This is a genomic window from Adlercreutzia equolifaciens DSM 19450 (genome assembly GCF_000478885.1).
Classification (GTDB): Bacteria; Actinomycetota; Coriobacteriia; order Coriobacteriales; family Eggerthellaceae; genus Adlercreutzia; species Adlercreutzia equolifaciens.
Window position 1 is genome coordinate 479844 of the sequence record NC_022567.1, and the last position, 18706, is coordinate 498549.

Sequence of the window (18706 nt, forward strand, 5' to 3'; positions counted from 1 at the left end):
TTTGGCAGGAAATGCCAGTTCAACCCCGCTTTGGCACGCGCCGGATTACCAAAGCGGGGTCGAACTGGCATTTGCGCGGGCAAAAGCGAAAATGCGCGCCTGGAGCTTTGGGCTGCCGGCTTCCAGGGCGCGGGCGTTTCCGATAGCGCGTCCTAGGCCACCAGGGCGCGGAGGCTCTCGATCGCCTCGTTGATGAGATGCAGGCCCTCGCGCAGGTAGGTGGCGAAGCTGCCGTAGAGGCGGTCGATCTCGTCGAAGTAGGCGCGCAGGTAGGCCGGGCGCGCTTCCAGAAACGACATCAGGATGGCGCGCTCGTGGTCGGTCATGCCGCCGTCGAGGTGCGCGGCCTCCTCCGCGATGAGGTCGGCGTGGTCGGTGTTCACGCGCAAGTAGTCCTCCATGATGGCGTCCTCGTCGGCGCCGGTGGCGCGAAGCAAGGTGGCGCATAGCACTCCGGTGCGGTCCTTGCCGTTTACGCAGTGGATGAGCGCGGGGCGCCTCTCGGCGGCCATGGAGCGCAGAGCCTGGCCTACCAGCGGATACTCGCGCACGTAGCGGCGGTAGTTCGCGCACATGCGCTCCTCGGGCTCACCGTAGCGCTCGATAACGCCGGCAATCAGGCGCTTGTCGGAATCCTTGCGGCGGTGCTCGGTGGAAGGTTCCAGGGCCACGGTGCGCATGCCCACGATATAGGGCTCCGGGCGCGCCGCCACTTCGGCGGCCGTACGTAGGTCGTAAATGGTGGCGATGCCGAGGGCTCCCGAGAGGAAGGCCGCCTCCTCACCCGTGAGGTTCGCGAGCTCCCGCGAGCGGAAGATGCGCGCGTCCTTGAACGAGCCGCCCACGGCCCGGATGCGCGCATCCCCGTAAGTGCCCCCGGCGGGCAGCGCCTCGAAGGCGAAGCCGGCTACCAGGGTGGAGGGCTCGCCGTCCTCGGTCACGGGCCGCACCTTCAAGAGGTAGCGCCCGGGTGTCTCCGGCGTATAGACGAACCGCCAGTTCACGCCGCGGCTCTTGTCCACGGCGGCAGTGGGGTAGGCCGTCCAGGAGGCGCCGTCGTCCAGCGAGAACTCCATGGCGCAGATGGTGCGGTCGAAGTCGTCCACATAGCCGGCGAACTCGATGGGCTGCCCGGCATAGTAGGGCGGCCGCGTGCGTGGGGCGAGAGGATTATCGGGAGCGTCGGCCACGGGCCCTCCTACACCAAGTCGCCGCGGATTTCCAGCAGGGTGCGGGCGAGGTGGGCGAAGGCCTGCTCGCCGGCGGCCGAGTCGGGCGCATTGGTCATGATGGTTATGAGGTAGTCGCGACCGTTGATAGTGACGATGCCCGAATCGCACACGGCGTCGTCGTCCTGGCCGTCGATCCAGCCGGCCTTGTTGCGCACGGTGATGTTCGTGCCGATGGACGCGACGGTCTTGTCTTCTTCAATGAGCGTCTGGCCGCCCTCCGCGTCTTCGGCGAGCTCGGAGCCGTCGCCTTCGGGGTCGTCGGCGGGTGTGCTCGCCTCGGAGCCCTCATCGTCGGCCCCGTCGTCTTCCACGCCTTCCTCGCCGCCGGAGCCCTCTTCCGGCAGATAGTCGGTGTGCCCTGCGCTTGTGGTGCCCAAGGCGCCGTTGCGCAGGAATGAGACTTCGGTTTTGCCGAAGGTGTCGGAGAGCCACTGGGCGGCAGAGGTGTCGGCGGTCGTCAGGTACTCGTAGATCTTCAGCCACATGAGGGCCGACTGGCGTGCCGTGTAGGTGGGGAAGTACGTGTCGTTCACCAGTGCTGTATCGACGCCGGCCTCGGCCAGCCATGCTTCCATGCCGTCGTTTCCGTAGGTGCGTCGCAGCTTGCCGTAGGAGGAATTGTCCGACCAGACAATGGTGTTCTCCACCTGAGTGAGGCGCGAAGATGAGGCGCGGTCGATGTCGTTGGGGAATTCCTTGTTCACCACATAGGCGCAATAGGGGCCCTTGAACGAGCTGGCGCCGTAGATGGGCACGTCCACGTTGCCGGCAATGCCGCGTCCCGTGCCCAGATCCATGATGAGGTAGCTGGCCTCATAGCCATTGTTGTCGTAGTAGGAGAGCGCGTTGTTCAAGCTCACGAGGGAGCGGTCGGAGAGCACGGGCGCGGCGGCCTGTTCGCCGGCGTCGTTGGTCGCGTTGCCGAGGGCGAAGGCGAAGGGGGCCTTCTGCCCGGCGAGGTTGGTAAGGTCGTCGCGGGTCGGCGTGTAGGCGGGCAGCTGGGCCAGCTCCGGCTCGACGGGGCGGGCGAGGCTCACCTGGGTAGCGACGTTCTGCGCGAAGTAGGAGGCGTTGCCGCCCACGGCGTTGGCGCTGGCGACGCCGACATGCTTGCTGCCGTCTTTGGCGGCGGCCGATGCGAAAGGACCGATGTGGAAAAGCGCCATGGCGAAGATGATGGCCAACGCGATGACGATAAGCGCCATGGCCGTCCGTGCGAGGCTGAAGCCGCCGGCCGGGGCGAGGGTGTGCATCTGGGGGGCGAATGCGGCGCCTGCGCGAGGGGCGTGGCTACCGCGGCCAGAGGGAGCGCCGTTGCGCGAGCGTCCTTGGGCGCCGCGATTGCCGGCGGGCGCTTGTTTGCCGCGGGACTGCTCGCCGCGCGGGGAGCGCTCGCCGCCTGAGTGCCGGCGTCCCGGCTCGGGCTCGCGACGGCGGTCGCGGCTCGAGGGATACTCGTCGCGCAGGGGGTTGTGTCGGGTGCCGCGTGGGCGGTTGCCGGAGGAGGACGAACGGGTGGGACCCGTGGAGCGGCCATCGAAGCGGCCCGTGGAAAGAGAGAGGCCGCCTTGGGAGCGTCTGGGTTCGTCGTCGTAGCGGCTGTAATCGGATCGGGCCATGACATCCTCGGGACTGATGTGTTTGAGTTACGTTTAAGGGTCGAAAGAATAGTAGCAATTCCCCCGGTTTTTGCGAAGACCTTACGAAGATCTTAACAAGGATCGCGTAGTGAAAATGCCCGCAGACGGTCTTTAGCGGGCGCCCTATGGACTTTTAGTTGCCGGAGGGGAGCGCCGTCGCCAGTCGTGCGCGCTTCCCCTATACTTAGGCCTTACGAGTTCGAGTGCCTCGAATGGGTATGGGCGGCGACATGTTCCGAACCTGGTCAGGTCCGGGAGGAAGCAGCCATAAGGGACCGCTGACGAGCGCCCATACCTATTCGGGGCACTTTTGCGCGAAGGGCGCACCGCGGTGCCAACGTAAAATTACCGTGGCGCTTTTGCGCAGGGTCTCGTTGCCGTGACCTCTGAAAATACAATGGGGCCGGCGGCGCGCCGCCTTCTACGTTATTCTGCAGATTGGAGACTCGGTGGGCATCATCGACTTTTTCATCAACCTTTTGAAAGACCCGCGCGGCTTCATCGCCGGCTGGATCATCGCTTTGGGCCCGGTGTGGGTGTACACGCCGCTGTTCCTCATCGTGTTCGTGGAGACGGGGCTCGTGTTCTTCCCGTTTCTGCCGGGCGACTCGCTCCTGTTCGCAGCGGGCGTGTTCTCCGCCGACGGCGGCGGCCTGAACGTGTGGGCCACGCTCATCGTGTTCTGGGCGGCAGCCATTTTGGGCAACACCTCGAACTACTGGATCGCGCGCCTGTTCGGCAGCCGCATCATCGATTCGGGGAAGGTGAAGGCGCTCACGCCCGAGCGCATGGCCAAGCTCGACCACTTCTTCGAGCGCTATGGCGGGCTCACGATCATCATCACGCGGTTCATGCCGTTTTTCCGCACCTTCGCGCCGTTCATCGCCGGTACCGGACATATGAACTTCGGGAAGTTCACGTTCTTCAACGCCGTCGGCGGCATCTCTTGGGTGAGCCTGTTCGTGCTGGTGGGATACTTCTTCGGCGGCATTCCGTTTGTGCAGGAGCACTTCGAGGTGATCGTGCTGGGCATTGTGGCCGTGTCGGTGGCGCCGGCGTTCATCGGTGTCATCAAGGCCGCGCTGAACAGTCGTCGCGCCAAGGAGGGCGATCCGGTTGCCCAGGCGGCCGAGCGCGTGAACGAGGCCGAGTACGAGCGCGAGCTGACCGAGGAGCGCGTGATGCGCGCCGAGGCCGAGGCGAAGGCGGAGGCGCGACGCCGGGTGGCGGCCGAGGACGCGCAGGCGGCTTCCGAGACTGAGGAGAAAGGCGGGGAGTAGGCCATGGCCGAGGCACTCTATCGCAAGTACCGACCGCAGATCTTCGAGGACGTGGTCGGTCAGGAGCACATCGAGCGCACCATCAAAAACGCCATCGCCCAGGACAAGGTGAGCCACGCCTACCTGTTCACGGGCCCGCGCGGCACCGGCAAGACCACCACGGCGCGCCTTCTGGCCAAGGCGCTTCTGTGCGAGAAGGGCCCTACGGCCGAGCCCGACGGCACCTGCGACGATTGCGAGATGATCGCTGCCGGCGAGCACCCCGATGTGTACGAGCTGGACGCCGCGAGCCGCACCGGCGTGGAGAACGTTCGCGAGGAGATCATCGGCCGCGTGCAGTTCGCGCCGACGCGCGGGCGCTACAAGGTATACATCATCGACGAGGTGCACATGCTCTCGACGGCCGCCTTCAACGCGTTGTTGAAGACGCTGGAGGAGCCGCCGAGTCACGTGGTGTTCATCCTGGCCACCACCGATCCCCAGAAGGTGCCCGAGACCATTCACTCGCGGTGCCAGCGCTTCGATTTCCGCCGCATCTCCACCGAGGCCATGGTGTCTCGCTTGGGGGCCATCTGCACCGCCGAGAACGTGGAGTTCGAAGGGGAGGCCCTGGAGCTCATCGCGCATCGGGCCGAGGGCGGCATGCGCAACGCGCTCACTTCGCTGGAGCAGCTCATCGCCTTCGGCGACGGTGCGGTGACCATGGAAGTGGCCGAGCGGATGCTGGGAGCCGTGGACTCCACGGATTTGGCCGACATCGTGCGGACGATAGGCGCCCGCGACGCGGCGGCGTGCTTCCGCTGGGTGGCCGAGTACGTGGAAACCGGCGCCGACATGGCCCAGTTCGTCGCGAATTTGGCCGAGCATATGCGCAACATGTACGTTATGGCTGTGGCGGGGCCCGAGGTGGTGCTCGACGTGTCCGAGACGACGCGCCGCGAGCTGATCCAGGAGCTGCCGCTGTTCGGCGTCGACCGCCTGGCGCGGCTTCTGGGTGTTTTGGGGGATGTAGCCGGCGAGCTGAAGACGTCCACGAACCCGCGGCTTACCTTCGAGATCGCGCTGACGCGCATGGTGCGCCCCGACGCCGATGTGACGTTGGAAGCTCTGGCCGAGCGCGTGGAAACCCTGGAGCGCCAGCTGGCCGGCGCCTCTGTCGTGGCTGCCGCGCCCGTTGCCCCTGCTGGAGCGAGCCCCGTAGGGGGCGACCTTGGTCGGCCCTCGGCTCCAGCTGGGTCAGCGCCGTGCGACAGCCCGTCCGCCTCGCTCGCGGAGGGCAGACCAAGGTCTGCCCCTACGGAAGAGGTTGTCCCGGCGGCAGCCCCTGCCGCGGCGACCTCTGCTGCCGTTGCCCCCGCGCCGTCTACGGCATCCGCCCCCGTTTCCGCACCGCCCGCTTCGGCCGCTGCGGGCGCCTTATCGCCGGAAATCACCGCCGCCCTCTCGAATATGGCCTCGCTTCAGCGTCTCTGGGCCGGTGTTCTCGCCTCGCTGAAGAAGTCCAAGGCGGCCTACGGCGTGCTGTTCATGAACACCAAGGCGGTCTTCGATGCGGCGGCGGGCGCGCTTCTCATCGAGTTCCCTGCCGAGAACGACTTCGCCTTCCGCGCCGTGCAGAAACCCGACGTGCAGGCCGAGCTCGCCCAGGCTCTGCGCCGTGAAGCCCACGGGGACATTCCCTTCGAGCTGCGCAAGGGCGGCGCCTCGGCTCCGATGGCCTCTGCTCCCGCCGCGGCTTCCGCATTTAACGTACCCGCACCGGCCTCTCAATCGGTACCTGCCCCGTCCGCTGCCTCTTCCGCTGCTTCGGCGAGCCCGATGTCCGGCGCGCCTTCTAGCGTGAGCGCGCCCGCGGTTCCCGCTTCCGCCGCTGCGCCGGCCCTCTCGCCGGCCCCCGCGCCCGATGACGATAGGCCGCCCTACGACGACTACGTCCCCTACGACGATGCGGATATCCCTTTCGAGGACCCCTTCGCCTCCCGGGGCGCCTCGCCCCAGGGCGCAGCGACCTCCCCGGCGCCGAGCGTCTCCGCAAATGCCTCTCCCGCAGCCTCTTCCGAAGTGCCCCCGTGGGAGGAGGCGCCCCAGGTGCCGGCGCCGTCTGGTGCGACACCTCAAGCGCCTGCGTCCGCTCCTGCCCCCTCGCCGGCCCCTTCGATGGCAGCACCGTCCGCCTCCGCGCTTCCCCCCGAGCCCGATGCCGTGTCCGGGCCTTCCCCGAATCCCGTAGAGGAGCCCGACCTCGCCGCCTCGCTTGCCTTCGGCTTCGGCGACGGCGTCAACTTCGAGGAAGTCGTCTAGGCGAGATTGGGCGAGATGCCCTAGAATACGTTAGCAGTCGGGCGCGACCCGCGAACCAGCAAAGGAGACCCTTTCATGGACATGAAGAAAATGATGAAGCAGGCTCAGAAGATGCAGCGCGATGCTGCCGCGGCCCAGCAGGAGATCGCCGCCATGACCTTCGAGGCCTCGGCCGGCGGCGGCATGGTGAAGGCCACGGCCACCGGCGAGATGGCCATCACCGACATCACCATCGACCCCGCTGCCGTGGATCCCGAGGACGTGGAGATGCTGCAGGACATGGTCGTCGCCGCCGTGAACGAGGCACTGCGCGCCGCCAGCGAGGCGGCCAACGCCCGCATGAACGCCGTCATGGGCGGCATGAAGATCCCCGGCCTGATGTAGCCGGGCCGTCTCCATCTCAAGGCGACATTCGTGCAAGCGGCACCTTCCATTCAAAAGCTCCTCGACGAGCTGGAGCGTCTGCCCGGCGTGGGGCCGAAGTCGGCCCAGCGCATGGCCTATTGGATCCTGAACACCGACGCCGCCGAGGCGCTGCGTCTGGCCGATGCTATCCGCGAGGTGAAGGCGGGCGTGCACTTCTGCGCTCGCTGCTTCAACTACGCCGAGGGCGATTTGTGCGAGATCTGCGCCAGCTCCAAGCGCGACGGCGCGGTCATCTGTGTGGTGAGCGAGCCTCGCGACATTCCGCCCATCGAGCGCACGGCCGTGTTCAACGGCGTCTACCATGTGCTTGGCGGCGTGCTGGCACCCATGGAGGGCGTCGGCCCCGGCGACTTGCGCATCGCCGAGCTGATGGCGCGCCTCGGTCGCGAGGACGTGACCGAGGTGGTGCTCGCCATGAACCCCAACATTGAAGGGGAGACCACGGCCGCCTACCTCGCGCGGCTCATCAAGCCCTTGGGCGTGAAGGTGACGCGCCCCGCCAGCGGGCTTCCTGTCGGCGGCGACTTGGAATTCGCCGACGAGGTCACCTTGGGCCGCGCCCTGGAAGGGCGATTGCCGCTGTAGGCTTTCAGGCTGCGAAAAAAGAAGGGCCGTTGCGAAAAGCATCTCGCAACGGCCCTTCTTTATGGGTTGAAAAAGCCAGGTTACTTGCAGCAGGCGGGAACCTCGTGTTTGACGCGGTCGTGCTCCTCGGCGCGCTTGGCGTCGTTGAAGCGGTCGAGCGTGCCCACCAGGTAGCCGGTGATGCGGCGGATGCGGTCGAACTTCACCGGCGCGAGGCCGTAGTGGATGCCGACGTCCTCGCCATCGACGTCAAGCGTCAGCGACTCCAGCTGACCATGGGGGTACTTGTCGTAGGCGCGCTTGATGTAGGCCTTGATCTCGTCGTCGGATACGGGGGCGTCGCTGGCCTGGGCGTAGTTCACGGCCACCTTCACGCCGTCGATCATCTTGTTCTCCATGATGGGCTCCTTGTCGTTTGCGGTTCGGTTAATGCCTCGCTGGTTCACTATATCTAGTTAGCAAAGCGGAATTCTAACACAATATGTAGCCCTTCAAGGTCATGTTCTCAAGATGTAGCAAAAACCTCGCGAAAGGGGGAGGAGCCACGAGGAGAGGGGTTCCCGCAGTTTAGCGCTCCCAGAAGTCGGCAGCCAGCTCGGCGCGGTTGGCGTGGCCGGTCTTCTTCAGGATGTTGTGCATGTGCACCTTCACGGTGCCGGCGGAAAGCGTCAGCGCGCTTGCGATGTTCTGGTTGTCCTTCCCCATGAGCGCGTGGCGCAATACCTCCTCCTCGCGTTTGGAGAGGTCGTAGGTGCGGCTATACAAAGGCAGCAGACGATCGATGGACTCCGCGAGCAAAGGATCGTCGCCTTCGGGCAGCTCGCGGGCTCGCAGCTGCAGGGACACCGACGCGCCCCGCAGAACCGCCAGGCCGTAGCAGATGAACAGGAGGTTCTCCATGGGGCTGCGCTCGGCGAGGACCCACATGCCGCGGGGAATGCTGCCGGGGTCGAAGATCAGCTGGACGTACACGTTCTCCAGAATGATGCCGCAGGTAAGGCCGATGGCCCAGAAGAACGCGGTGCGGTGGCTCTTCATGATGGAGCGCCGCTCGGGGTCGGGGGAGTGCGTGTACCACCAGGCGAGCAGGGCATAGCAGAGCAGCTGGAGCACAGCGCGCAGGTTGTAGTAGACGAACTCCCTCCATTGCGGGTTCTCGATGAGCTGATAGGCGGCCAGCGACAGCGCGGCCCACAGTGCCACGGGCGCAAAGCGAACGACGGGGCGTTCTTCCCGGCAGTAGCGGCAGGCGGCCAGCCACAGAAAGAGGAACGCGCCGCCGCCGGTGATGATGGAAGTGTAAGGGTGTCCCACATCGTAGAACGAGGCGGCTTCGAACACGGCATCGGGGGTGATGAAATTGTCTTTAAAGACGAGGGAGACATCGAAGAAGTAGAACGTGAACCCGAGCGTGGCGTACAAGAACGTGCGACGATGCGACACGTAGAAGGCCGACAGGCTCGTGGCCGCCACGATGGTGTAGAAGAACATGATGAGAAGCGTGTAGTAGAACAGCAGGGTCATTGGTGCTCCTCGAAAGCAGATGCGGCGGCAGGACTCGCCCGGCGTGGTTTGCCAGCTTGGCGGTAGTGTAGCGAATCGCGGCGGGGGCCGTCGAGCCGCTATGGCGCTTTGTTGACGGATCGGCAACGTCGATGTTCCCACCTGCGGTTTAGTCCGTGTATAGATGGAGGTCTTCGCAATATCTCCAAGTTATACCCGCTGCGCTCGAAGAACATCCCCGGCTTATGCCTTGGCTGCGCGCAGCCCGCGCGCCTACACTCGGATCATCGCATCCTCCCATGGCTCGCGGTCGAAAGCAGTGGCTCCGATGGCGATTCCGATGGCGGCCCATGGGAAGGCGTCACGGCGTTTCGCCCCGATTCAGACAGGAGATCATCATGGCCGAGACAACCATGGAAGCCGTTCCCATCCCGACCGAAGAGCCCAAGAGGGAGAAAAAGAAGCGCAAGTTCTCTTTTCCCTCGGCGTTCACGATTCTGTTTATCGTGACCATCGTTGCCGTCATTTGCACGTGGTTCGTGCCGGCCGGCCAGTACTCGAAGCTGCTCTACGATTCCGAGAGCGGCAAATTGGAGATGACGACGCCGACCGGCGAGGTGTCCGAGCTTGATGCGACCCAGCAAACGCTCGATGAGCTGGGCGTGAAAATCGACATCGATCAATTCACGAGCGGCGCCATCACCAAGGCGGTGTCTATTCCCGGCACCTATGAAGGGCTCGATCCGCATCCGGTGTCGCTTGCCGACATTCCCTACTCCATGGTCTGGGGCGTGATCGACGGCATCGACGTCATGGTGTTCATCCTGTGCCTGGGCGGTCTTATCGGCGTCGTGAAAGTGACGGGCGCCTTCGAAAGCGGCCTTTCCGCCCTCACGAAGAAGACCAAGGGCCGCGAGTTTCTGCTCGTGTTCGGCGTGTCGGTGTTCATGATCTTCGGCGGCACCATGTGCGGCCTGGAGGAGGAGGCCGTGGCCTTCTACCCGATTCTCGCGCCGATCTTCATCGCGCTCGGCTACGACTCCATTGTGGTCGTGGGCGCGATCTTCATGGCCGGATCCATCGGCACCACGTTCTCTACGGTGAACCCCTTCTCGGCCGTTATTGCCTCAAATGCTGCCGGCACGGTGTTCACCGAGGGCATCGCCGTGCGCGCCTTCGCTCTCGTCGTGGGCGCCATTGTGTTTCTGCTGTACCTGCATTGGTATGCCAAGAAGGTGAAGGCCGACCCGAAATTCAGCTACTCCTACGAGGATCGCGAGAAGTTCAATGCCCAGTGGGAGCTGGATGAAAGCGGTGCAGCGGCCCGGGAATTCGGACTGCGCAAGAAGATCGTGCTCGTCATCTTCGTGGCCGCCTTCATCATCATGATTGTGGGCGTCATGAACCTCGGTTGGTGGTTCCCGCAGATGGCCGCCGAATTCGTGACGCTGTCCATCCTGGTGATGTTCATCGGCGGCACGGGCAAAGACGGCGTGGGGGAGGCGAAGATGGTGGACGCTTTCGGTGCCGGCGCCTCCAGCCTGGTGCCCGTGGCCCTCATCATCGGCCTGGCCCGCGGCGTGAACCATGTGCTCACCGAGGGCATGATCAGCGACACCATGCTGAATGCGGCCTCCAACCTGGTGGCCGGCATGAGCGGCCCTCTGTTCGTGGTGTGCCTGCTGCTCATCTTCTTCGTGCTGGGCTTCGTGGTGCCCTCCTCCAGCGGCTTGGCGGTGCTGGCCATGCCCATCTTCGCGCCCTTGGCCGACACCGTGGGCATTCCCCGCTGGATCATTGTGGCGGCCTACCAGTTCGGCCAGTACGCCATGCTCTACATCGCGCCGACCGGCCTGGTGATGGCAACGCTGCAGATGCTTGACATGAAGATGTCCCACTGGTTCAAGTTCGTGTGGCCCATGATGGTGTTCACCCTCGTATTCGGCGCCATCCTTTTGAGCATCTGCTCCGTGGTGTTCGCGGTGTAGCGACTTTTCCGTCGGACCGGGCGGCCTTGCCGGCGCCGCCTCGGCCCAAGCAAGGGCAATCCTCGAAAAAGGGTCGCCCTTGCTCGCGTGAGGCAGCCGCGATAACTTGGAAGAATCGCATGAAAACCGGAAGGAAACTCGGAGGAGTCGGGAAAGAAAATGCATGAGACGCCCAACGACCATTCCGTCGGCGTGGTTCGTTGCGTCATGATGGGGGCGCGCTGAGAGGGTAGAAGCATTTCGCTAAAAGCTCTTTCGCCATTTGCTTTGTTACGCATGGAGCAACGCCGAGGGTGTTCTTCGATAAATTAGCATCATTCATTGAAAGCACGTGCTGCAGCCATTGCTTGTGATATCGCTTGCTTTTATTGTAGCAGCTGATTCTCATTCCCGAAGTGCGAACATTATCCCAGTTCATGTGTGATTTATCGCAGTGATCATAGTAGGCATATGAGACGAACCATGTCGCCCCCATATTCTTCAAGATATCGCCACCCTCAAATGGAAAGTCATGATTAGCCATGGCGATCCTTTCTCTATCATTCAATGCGAATAGACTCAATGTAGCTAGGATATCAGGCAGCCAGCAGTAAGTGAAGCATGGCTAAAAGCTGGATGCGGTTGCATGTGAAGGGCGATGCCCCCACAGAAAAACCGCGTAGCGGGGTTGGAGCGGCCTGGAGTGGCATCTAAAGTGGTACGGAGAGCGCGGTGCGACTCTGCGGGACGAGCAGTGCGAATCGCTTGAATGCGTGGCCAATGGTGAGCCCAAGGAAACTTGCGGAACTTTGGAGTGGATTGGTTACGCGCTCCCCTTCGACTCTATGGGGGTATCTATGGGTTGGTAGCGTTGCGAAGTGTTGCATGGCCTCGGCGAAGTATAATGCTTGTAAACGTATTGCAAACCAAGCTGATACTGAGAGGTGTGCGATGGGCTATGCCGAATTGGTTGAAAGCGATGCCTGCGCTACCGACATTCGAAAGTATCTGGTCGAAGGAGAGCAGGCGGCTATAATCGTGCGTATGCCCATCATCTATAACGAGAACCTGGCATTTACCGGCATTCCAGAAGTCGCCAACGATTACAAGGTGGACGGACGCAATCCGCTCGAATGGATGACAGACCATTACCAGCTGAGGACGGATAAGGCATCGGCCATCGTGAACGATCCCAACGACTGCAGTGACGACTCGACGTACATCAGCGCCCTCATACCGCGTTTGGTCGCGGTATCCATGGGTAACTTTGGACATCGTGAACGAGCTTCCTCTTCTGAACGAGAAACCACAACTAGCAAATTGGCCGTTTGCCTGGAAGGTTGGTGAGTAATGCTCGGGAAGTTTGCGAAAAAACTGATTAGCGCTATCGCCGAGCGCCCCAATGTTATAAAGGCGTTAATAGCCGGAGTCAGTGCATCGGCTGGAGCGCTCGCCACCTTCTTTTTAACGCGCAAAGCTGATTCCAAGAAGTATCAAAAAGAGATTGCCAAGCTGCAGCAGGTAATCGCAAACAACAATGCCGAAATCGAAGAGTTGGAGAAAAACAGCCGAGTAGCCAAACGACTTGCGAAGCAGAACGAAAAGCTTGTGATGCGCATCGCCGAACTGGAGAAAAGGATGCAGGATGTCTAGGGCGATTAACGAAGACGCTCAGTCAACAGTTGATGTTCTTGCTGCGCATAAAGCACGGTTAGAGGCTATCCGTGAAGATAGCATGCAACTGCAAAGCGCTATGGAAGAGATGGACGAATTCCTTGCCCTGCGGGGCATCTTGATTGATGAAGATGCGAGTAGCGAGGAGGAAACGTCGGAGATAAGTACTCAGCGCATTAAGAGCTGGAGTGAGATAGTCGCAGAATGCTCTGGCCTCCCGACAGCTGGAAGCGAATTAGGCGATTTGCTCACGGCCGCTGAATTGGAGCAATGTGATGAACGTATACATGAGCTAAACGCGAAGTACAAAGCCGTTCACAGGCTTGATAAAACCGACGTCGCCATAAGCGCCTTCGCTTCTGTCGTATCGGCCTCGGTTGATATTCTGCTTGTCGGTGTTCCCGAGAAGACAAAGGACGGGATTCGGGAGGCACCGCTCGGAAACTATATAAGGGATCAGTTCGAGAGGGCCTTTCCGCCAGATGAGGTGGAGCGGCTGGCGTCACAGGCCAGGTCGAAGGTTCCTTATGACGCGCAGGACAATAGAAGCACCACTCAATACGTTGATGGACTGAGCGCGTATTACCACAGGCTTTTATCGCTCGGGCACGATCCTCTCCTGGGGCTTTTCGTGGGGGTGCACGATATCCTTACTGGGAAGATGACGACAATCGACAAGGCGGGCAACTTTGTCTCCCAAGTGATGGAGGGATACGCCGATCGAACGGCGAAAGACGTATTCAGCGCCGTTTGCAAGCAGGTTCTCCATTTTATGAGCGATGTAAACACTTCGATGGGGTTGCCAGCTCCTTTGATGGGCCTGTTCAACGTCTTGCAGTTTGGCAAGTTCGGAACGGATGAACAGACTGTTGCGGAGATTGTGCAGGGAATGTACTTCGAAGGCTACGATTTTGTCCATTTCGTGAGCCAGACGATACCAGTAATGCTCACCGAGGTAATCGTAAGAACGTGCTGGGTGCTGAAGCGAATGCATGAAGGGTATGGCATCAAAGAGAGCATACCGGTATCAACGCGGCATGCGAAGCATCCGAAGCTCGGAACGATGTTGTTCGTCGCGCACGCTGCGACGACGGCTATCAATGCGGGAAATGTCTACTTCGCAAAGAACCCGCTCGCTATCAACTACCCACAGTGGATAGCCTTTTCCATATACCTATTCAAGCAAGCGAAGTGGATCCTGGTAGATAAACCCAACCAGCAGGACGACTACGTATTGGCTTCGTTGGGGGAAGAAACGGCACGTCTGCTTGCAGCCGGCCAGCAAAGAATAGGCAGCGCGCAAGGGCATTGCGCGATCATTTTGTAGCAAGGGCACTTATGAGCAAGGAGAGGGATAATGGCCGAGCCGCTTTTTACCCGCGTCGATAGGTCTGTTGGAAGCCTCGTGGGTGATGTGATCGAAGGGCGCGTGGGGCTGCCGGATCTACAGCGTCCGTTCGTCTGGAAGGACAGCGACGTCCGCGATTTGCTTGACTCCATGCTTAGAGGCTATCCTATAGGCTACTGCATCCTGTGGGAATCGCCGGACGACCAGGAGGAAAAGAAGACCTCCATCGGATTGAACCAAAAGAGCTACGAGCAGCCGAAGGAGCTGGTGATCGACGGTCAGCAGAGGCTGACCGCGCTGGTGTCGGCCATATACGGTGTTGAGGTCAAGGATCAGTCGTTCGGCAGCCGCAACATCCGTATCGCCTACGATCCCATAGAGCGCGAGTTCCACACCTGGGACGCCGCCGTTGCGAAAGACGCGCGGTACATTCCCGATGTGAGCGAGGTTTTCAAGGCCAAGCGCGAGAATAGGACGAGCGTCTTCAGGCGCGATTACATCAAGAGGCTCAGCGAGTCGAACGAGAAGCGCGGCAAAGCCCAGCTGACGGGTAGCGAAGAGGCTGCGATTGAGGACGGCATCAATGAGCTTTTGAACCTGGAGACGACCTACATCATCCCCATCCTGACGATCTCCAACAGGGCAGACGAAGAGCAGATGTCTCAGATATTCATCCGCGTGAACTCGGGTGGTACGAAGCTGACTGAGGACGATTTCATCATGACCCTGCTGTCGGTGTACGAGCCGGAGACGAGGCAGCGCATAGAGGACTGGTGCGAGGCGAGCCACACGCCGGGCATCGGAACCTCGTATAACGCTCTTCTGATCGTGAAACCGAGCCACATTATTAGGGCAACCGTGGGCTTTGGCTTCGGGCGCGGACGTCTCCGCTACGCGCGCTTGATCCTGAACGGGCGCAATCTGGAGACCAAGGAGACCAGCGTCGCGCAGCGCGAGAAGAACTTTGCCGCGTTCAACGACGCGCTGGACAAGGTCCTGAACCTGAACGACTGGCATGCGTTCATCAACGCCCTGGGGGAGGCGGGATACGTGAACCCGGGGATGGTGAGCTCCGAGAACGCGATCCCGCTCACCTACGCCATTATGCTGATCGCCAAGCACCGCTTCGGGATCACTGGGGAGGAGCTGCAGGGGGTGGCGAGGAGATGGTTCTTCATGGCCATCCTGACGCAGCTTTACACGGGCAACTTTGAGTCGGTCTTCGAGCAGGAGCTGAATGCCGTTAAGGGGCTGCCTGACGCCGATGCATTCCGATTGTGGCTCGACGCTGAGATCGGGGCGCGGCTGACTGACGACTTCTTCAATGTGACGCTGCCCAACGAGTACTCCAAGAACCGCGCAAGCGGCCCATCTTGGAACGGCTTCTTGGCGGCGCAGGTTGTACTGGGATCGCGGGTGATGTTCGGTACTGGCACCGTCGCGCAGCTGCTGGCCCCAGCAAGCAGCGGGGACAAGAAGTCCTATGACAAACACCATGTATTCCCAGACAACTACCTTAAGGGCGGTATCTACAGCAGCATCAGGGACTGCCGTGCGAACTTCGTTGCGCTTAAGTATCAGAAGAACATCGAGATAAGCGACGATCCGCCAATCACCTATGTGGCCAAGCTGCGCGAAGAGCATGGTGAAGAGGCGTATAGGGCGGCGTGCGTCGAGAATGCGTTGCCCGAAGGCTTTGAGAGCATGGAATACCCTGACTTCCTGAAAGTGCGGCAACGTCTGATGGCACAGTTGGTGAAGCGCGCATTTGGGAGACTGTGAGGGCGCCTGCTCATCAGCCAGGAAGACATCTATGGCGTCAGGTGGAGTGTAGCGCAGGGTTAGCGCAACTTCTAATGAGCAAGCCGACGTCCTTTTGCGCGAAGTCAGGGTCGTCGTAGCAGCTACTCGTCCGAGTCGTCTCTCGGTTTCTCTTCGTGCAGGTAATGTACTTCGACCTTGATTTCTACGGAGTCGTATCCGTTTTCTGCGAGTGATTTTGCGATGGTGTTGCAGTCGGCGATGGCCTGAAGGGCCTCGCCGCGATCGATGTCCGGCATCTGGGAATAGCGTGCTGCAACCGCATGCATGCTGATATTGATGGCGGCATCGATAACCTGGGGCTCGACACTCAACCAACCGGAATCGATGGCTTTCGACAGAAGCTCGTCGACGCTATGCGTCTTGCTGGGAACGATGCCATTCTGGATGAATACGTTCTTCACCATCTTTTCTGCTGCTTGCTGCGAATGGAAGGCGATGGCCTCGGTGTAGGGATCGATCTCTTTCGCCAGGTTTTCGACAACGAGCACATCGCGGTGGGCGGCGTACATGAAACCGGTGTATTCCGTATCAGCCATAGATCTTCACCCCTTCGCGGGCAACGATGTACTCAGGTGTCGAGAGGTCGTGCGAGCGTTGTGCGAACGCGTCGGAGCTTGAGCAGAGCACGTCCTTGGGTCTTTTCATCCAAAGGAGCGCTTTGCGAACTAGGGCGCCGTAGGCTAGTGGGCGTTTGGCGGCGTCTTTCGTGACGACGTAGAGGTCGATGTCGCTATCGGGCGTTTGCTCGCCCCGGGCGTAGGAGCCGAACACGTAAATGGCATCGGTGGGCACCGTGTTTACGATGCTGCCCACGATGTCGTCGAGATGATCGATGGGAAGTTGTTTCGCATTGGGTTTCACGGTGCCTCCTTCCGATGGCTAGGTATGCGCCGCCGCCCGATGGGCGTAGTTTGTTTGGCTCCGTCTGATTATACCTTCAACGAAAAGTCCCCAGACATGACAAAGGGCCCTGTCCCCTCCAAAAACAGAGCCCTCATCGTTCGAAGCTTGTGGGCTTCGGCGTAAATCGGTGATTATTATAGCAACCCTCACAGAAAATGCAAAACGTCACCGAAAACTGTTACTTTTGCTCGCGCTTCTTGGCCTTCATGTACTTGGCGCCGAAGGCGCAGATGTCGGTGGCGCCGAAGCCGATGAGCAGCATCGAGAAGCCGGCCTTCAGCACTTGGGCCGAGGTGGCGCCGGCGCTTGCGAAGCCAGCGGAGCCGTTCATCTGGTAGGTGTCGAACAGGGAGCCGACGTCGTCGGGCGTGTAGTAGGCGAGCATGCACAGGCCGAAGACGATAATGACGGCGCCGACGATCATGCCGCAAATGCGGAAGGCCTGCTCGGGATCGATGGTCTTGTGCGTCTTCTGGACGGCGGCCGCGGTGGCGGCTGCCGCTGCGTGAGGCGAGGCGGTGGGGGCGGTGCCGGGTGCCGCGGCCGCAGTGGGAGCCTGGGGTGCCGCTGCTACCTGCTGGGGCGCGCCGTAGGTCGCTTGGTAGGCGGCTTGATGGGTCGCGACCGGATTCTGCGGCATAACGGGAGGCTCGTTGGTGACGGCGGGTTCGTCGGGGTTCAGCTCCTGGGATTGCAGTACCTCGCCGAGCATCTCGCTCGCATCGCCCGCAGCGGCGGTCTCAGCGTCGCCAGGCGTGCGAGCGGGTTCGCCATAGGCAAGGGATTCCCGCTCGAGCTCGCGGCCTTCGGGGCCGTAGCCGGCGGTGGTGCCAGGGGTTTGGTTGGTGTTCTCGGTCATGGGAAAGCTCCTCTCAGAGAAAGGGTTCTTGATTGAACGCAAACCAGCATAGAAGCGGCCCGCCCCGAAATCGGAGCGGGCCGCTAAGCGTATGGCGACCGTAAAGTTGCCGCCACCGTTTCGGAAACGGTGCCCGGTGAGCTATCCCTCTACCAGCTGAGCAGTTCGTAGCCGTCCTCGGTGATGACGAGCTGGACTTCCCATTGGGCCGTGAGCGAGCGATCGGCGGTGCGAACCGTCCAGCCGTTGGGATCGGTCATGTCGATCTCCTGGGCGCCGGCGTTGATCATGGGCTCGATGGTGAAGCAGAGCCCCGGCACGAGAATGGGCCCGGTGCCCGCCTCCGTGACGAAGCTCACGAAGGGATCCTCGTGGAACTCCAGGCCGATGCCGTGGCCGCCGAACTCGCGCACGACCGTGTAGCCGTGCTCCCGGACGTAAGCGTTCACGGCGGCGCCGATATCTCCCAGATGCCCCCACGGCTTGATGGCGTCCAGCCCCACCTGCACGGCCTCTTTTGTGACGCGCACGAGATCGGCCGCCTCCGGCGACACCTCGCCGATGCAGAACATACGAGAGGAGTCCGAGAAGAAATCGTCCTTGATGGTGGAGCAGTCGATGTTGACGATATCGCCCTCGGCGAGCACCTCGTCCGAAGAGGGGATGCCGTGGCAGACCACCTCGTTGACCGAGGTGCACACTGACTTCGGGAAGCCCTCGTAATCGAGCGGCGCGGGAATGGCGCCGTGCTCCACGGTGTAGTCGTGCACCCACTGGTTGATTTGCTCAGTGGTAATGCCCGGCGCGATGCGCTCGGCCACGTAATCCAGCACGCCGATGTTCACCTCGGCGCTGCGCTTGATGCCCTCGATCTCGGCCGGGGTCTTCAGCAAATCGCGCGGCGGCACTTCCTCGCCGGCCTCGGCGAGCTCTTCTAGGCGCTCGTCGAAATCGAGGTGGCATTTCTTGTACTTCTTGCCACTGCCGCACCAGCACTCGTCGTTGCGTCCAGGACTTTGAAGGCCGTCATACATGGGGGCTCGCTCCTTTATCGTGTGCGCCCGCGGGCGCCTTGACGTTCGCGTTCCCATGGTACTACAAGTTCGCCGAAGCGAACCTGCTGGTTTGCTTCGGCGGGTTCATTGCGAGACGGGATGAAGGGCT

The 18706-nt window shown here is 61.7% G+C and carries 18 protein-coding genes and 1 other RNA gene; 10 read left to right on the forward strand and 9 right to left on the reverse strand.

The features are described 5' to 3' along the window. Nucleotides 1-152 precede the first annotated feature (152 nt). A complete protein-coding gene (locus tag AEQU_RS01605; protein ID WP_022739053.1) occupies nucleotides 153-1190 on the reverse strand; it encodes a tyrosine-protein phosphatase in 1038 nt (345 codons plus the stop codon). A gap of 8 nt (nucleotides 1191-1198) precedes the next feature. Then, nucleotides 1199-2851: a hypothetical protein gene (locus AEQU_RS01615; RefSeq protein WP_041714323.1), complete on the reverse strand. Its 1653-nt coding sequence runs from the start codon at nucleotides 2849-2851 to the stop codon at nucleotides 1199-1201. A 231-nt stretch (nucleotides 2852-3082) separates the two neighbouring features. Between AEQU_RS01615 and ffs the strand changes: the two genes are divergently transcribed. The 5 genes from ffs (at nucleotide 3083) to recR (ending at nucleotide 7464) form a co-directional block, all read left to right on the forward strand. After that, nucleotides 3083-3176: signal recognition particle sRNA small type (gene ffs / locus AEQU_RS12090), an RNA gene on the forward strand. Between the two features lie 145 nt (nucleotides 3177-3321). Further along, nucleotides 3322-4152, forward strand: coding sequence for a VTT domain-containing protein (locus AEQU_RS01620; protein WP_022739063.1), 831 nt, complete (start codon nucleotides 3322-3324; stop codon nucleotides 4150-4152). Between the two features lie 3 nt (nucleotides 4153-4155). Then, complete coding sequence (gene dnaX / locus AEQU_RS01625; protein WP_022739067.1) at nucleotides 4156-6453, forward strand: DNA polymerase III subunit gamma/tau; 2298 nt, start codon at nucleotides 4156-4158, stop codon at nucleotides 6451-6453. A gap of 75 nt (nucleotides 6454-6528) precedes the next feature. Next, on the forward strand, nucleotides 6529-6837 hold the full coding sequence (locus AEQU_RS01630) for a YbaB/EbfC family nucleoid-associated protein (protein WP_022739071.1): 309 nt from the start codon (nucleotides 6529-6531) through the stop codon (nucleotides 6835-6837). A gap of 30 nt (nucleotides 6838-6867) precedes the next feature. Beyond that, nucleotides 6868-7464, forward strand: coding sequence for a recombination mediator RecR (gene recR, locus AEQU_RS01635; RefSeq protein ID WP_022739074.1), 597 nt, complete (start codon nucleotides 6868-6870; stop codon nucleotides 7462-7464). An 80-nt stretch (nucleotides 7465-7544) separates the two neighbouring features. Here the strand turns inward: recR and nrdD are convergent, their stop codons facing one another. Both nrdD and AEQU_RS01645 read right to left on the reverse strand, forming a co-directional pair. Then, the gene (gene nrdD, locus AEQU_RS01640) at nucleotides 7545-7862 is read right to left on the reverse strand and encodes an anaerobic ribonucleoside-triphosphate reductase (RefSeq protein ID WP_022739078.1); all 318 of its coding nucleotides are present in this window, start codon (nucleotides 7860-7862) and stop codon (nucleotides 7545-7547) included. Nucleotides 7863-8031: 169 nt separating this feature from the next. Next, complete coding sequence (locus AEQU_RS01645) at nucleotides 8032-8988, reverse strand: helix-turn-helix transcriptional regulator (protein ID WP_022739082.1); 957 nt, start codon at nucleotides 8986-8988, stop codon at nucleotides 8032-8034. A 377-nt stretch (nucleotides 8989-9365) separates the two neighbouring features. On the opposite strand from AEQU_RS01645, the gene AEQU_RS01650 reads away from it, so the two are divergent. After that, complete coding sequence (locus AEQU_RS01650; protein WP_022739086.1) at nucleotides 9366-10955, forward strand: YfcC family protein; 1590 nt, start codon at nucleotides 9366-9368, stop codon at nucleotides 10953-10955. Between the two features lie 205 nt (nucleotides 10956-11160). Here the strand turns inward: AEQU_RS01650 and AEQU_RS01655 are convergent, their stop codons facing one another. Continuing rightward, the gene (locus AEQU_RS01655) at nucleotides 11161-11478 is read right to left on the reverse strand and encodes a hypothetical protein (protein WP_041714327.1); all 318 of its coding nucleotides are present in this window, start codon (nucleotides 11476-11478) and stop codon (nucleotides 11161-11163) included. Nucleotides 11479-11885: 407 nt separating this feature from the next. Here AEQU_RS01655 and AEQU_RS01660 point away from each other — a divergent pair, with 407 nt between their 5' ends. From AEQU_RS01660 to AEQU_RS01675, 4 genes are read left to right on the forward strand one after another with little or no spacing between them, the layout of a single operon-like run. Further along, a complete protein-coding gene (locus tag AEQU_RS01660) occupies nucleotides 11886-12281 on the forward strand; it encodes a type ISP restriction/modification enzyme (protein ID WP_022739090.1) in 396 nt (131 codons plus the stop codon). Between the two features lie 3 nt (nucleotides 12282-12284). Further along, nucleotides 12285-12587, forward strand: coding sequence for a hypothetical protein (locus AEQU_RS01665; RefSeq protein ID WP_022739094.1), 303 nt, complete (start codon nucleotides 12285-12287; stop codon nucleotides 12585-12587). Continuing rightward, entirely contained in the window at nucleotides 12580-13935 is a 1356-nt protein-coding gene (locus AEQU_RS01670; RefSeq protein ID WP_022739097.1) for a hypothetical protein, read from the forward strand. Before AEQU_RS01665 ends, AEQU_RS01670 begins: the two co-directional genes overlap by 8 nt. Before the next feature lie 30 nt (nucleotides 13936-13965). Next, nucleotides 13966-15738, forward strand: coding sequence for a GmrSD restriction endonuclease domain-containing protein (locus tag AEQU_RS01675; protein ID WP_022739101.1), 1773 nt, complete (start codon nucleotides 13966-13968; stop codon nucleotides 15736-15738). 122 nt (nucleotides 15739-15860) lie between these two features. Here AEQU_RS01675 and AEQU_RS01680 read toward each other — a convergent pair whose 3' ends face one another. From AEQU_RS01680 to map, 4 genes are all read right to left on the reverse strand, one after another. Then, a complete protein-coding gene (locus AEQU_RS01680) occupies nucleotides 15861-16316 on the reverse strand; it encodes a HEPN domain-containing protein (protein ID WP_022739103.1) in 456 nt (151 codons plus the stop codon). Continuing rightward, a complete protein-coding gene (locus AEQU_RS01685) occupies nucleotides 16309-16641 on the reverse strand; it encodes a nucleotidyltransferase domain-containing protein (RefSeq protein ID WP_022739105.1) in 333 nt (110 codons plus the stop codon). The genes AEQU_RS01680 and AEQU_RS01685 overlap by 8 nt, the downstream gene beginning before the upstream one ends. A 220-nt stretch (nucleotides 16642-16861) precedes the next feature. Next, a complete protein-coding gene (locus AEQU_RS01690; protein ID WP_022739107.1) occupies nucleotides 16862-17542 on the reverse strand; it encodes a hypothetical protein in 681 nt (226 codons plus the stop codon). 149 nt (nucleotides 17543-17691) lie between these two features. Next, complete coding sequence (gene map, locus AEQU_RS01695) at nucleotides 17692-18576, reverse strand: type I methionyl aminopeptidase (protein ID WP_022739111.1); 885 nt, start codon at nucleotides 18574-18576, stop codon at nucleotides 17692-17694. Between the last annotated feature and the right edge of the window lie 130 nt (nucleotides 18577-18706).

Coding starts and splice junctions, on each gene's coding strand:
- AEQU_RS01615 (WP_041714323.1), bottom strand. CDS start 2,851: ATGGCCCGATCCGATTACAGCCGCTACGACGACGAACCCAGACGCTCC.
- dnaX (WP_022739067.1), top strand. CDS start 4,156: ATGGCCGAGGCACTCTATCGCAAGTACCGACCGCAGATCTTCGAGGAC.
- AEQU_RS01630 (WP_022739071.1), top strand. CDS start 6,529: ATGGACATGAAGAAAATGATGAAGCAGGCTCAGAAGATGCAGCGCGAT.
- nrdD (WP_022739078.1), bottom strand. CDS start 7,862: ATGGAGAACAAGATGATCGACGGCGTGAAGGTGGCCGTGAACTACGCC.
- AEQU_RS01645 (WP_022739082.1), bottom strand. CDS start 8,988: ATGACCCTGCTGTTCTACTACACGCTTCTCATCATGTTCTTCTACACC.
- AEQU_RS01650 (WP_022739086.1), top strand. CDS start 9,366: ATGGCCGAGACAACCATGGAAGCCGTTCCCATCCCGACCGAAGAGCCC.
- AEQU_RS01655 (WP_041714327.1), bottom strand. CDS start 11,478: ATGGCTAATCATGACTTTCCATTTGAGGGTGGCGATATCTTGAAGAAT.
- AEQU_RS01660 (WP_022739090.1), top strand. CDS start 11,886: ATGGGCTATGCCGAATTGGTTGAAAGCGATGCCTGCGCTACCGACATT.
- AEQU_RS01665 (WP_022739094.1), top strand. CDS start 12,285: ATGCTCGGGAAGTTTGCGAAAAAACTGATTAGCGCTATCGCCGAGCGC.
- AEQU_RS01670 (WP_022739097.1), top strand. CDS start 12,580: ATGTCTAGGGCGATTAACGAAGACGCTCAGTCAACAGTTGATGTTCTT.
- AEQU_RS01675 (WP_022739101.1), top strand. CDS start 13,966: ATGGCCGAGCCGCTTTTTACCCGCGTCGATAGGTCTGTTGGAAGCCTC.
- AEQU_RS01680 (WP_022739103.1), bottom strand. CDS start 16,316: ATGGCTGATACGGAATACACCGGTTTCATGTACGCCGCCCACCGCGAT.
- AEQU_RS01690 (WP_022739107.1), bottom strand. CDS start 17,542: ATGACCGAGAACACCAACCAAACCCCTGGCACCACCGCCGGCTACGGC.
- map (WP_022739111.1), bottom strand. CDS start 18,576: ATGTATGACGGCCTTCAAAGTCCTGGACGCAACGACGAGTGCTGGTGC.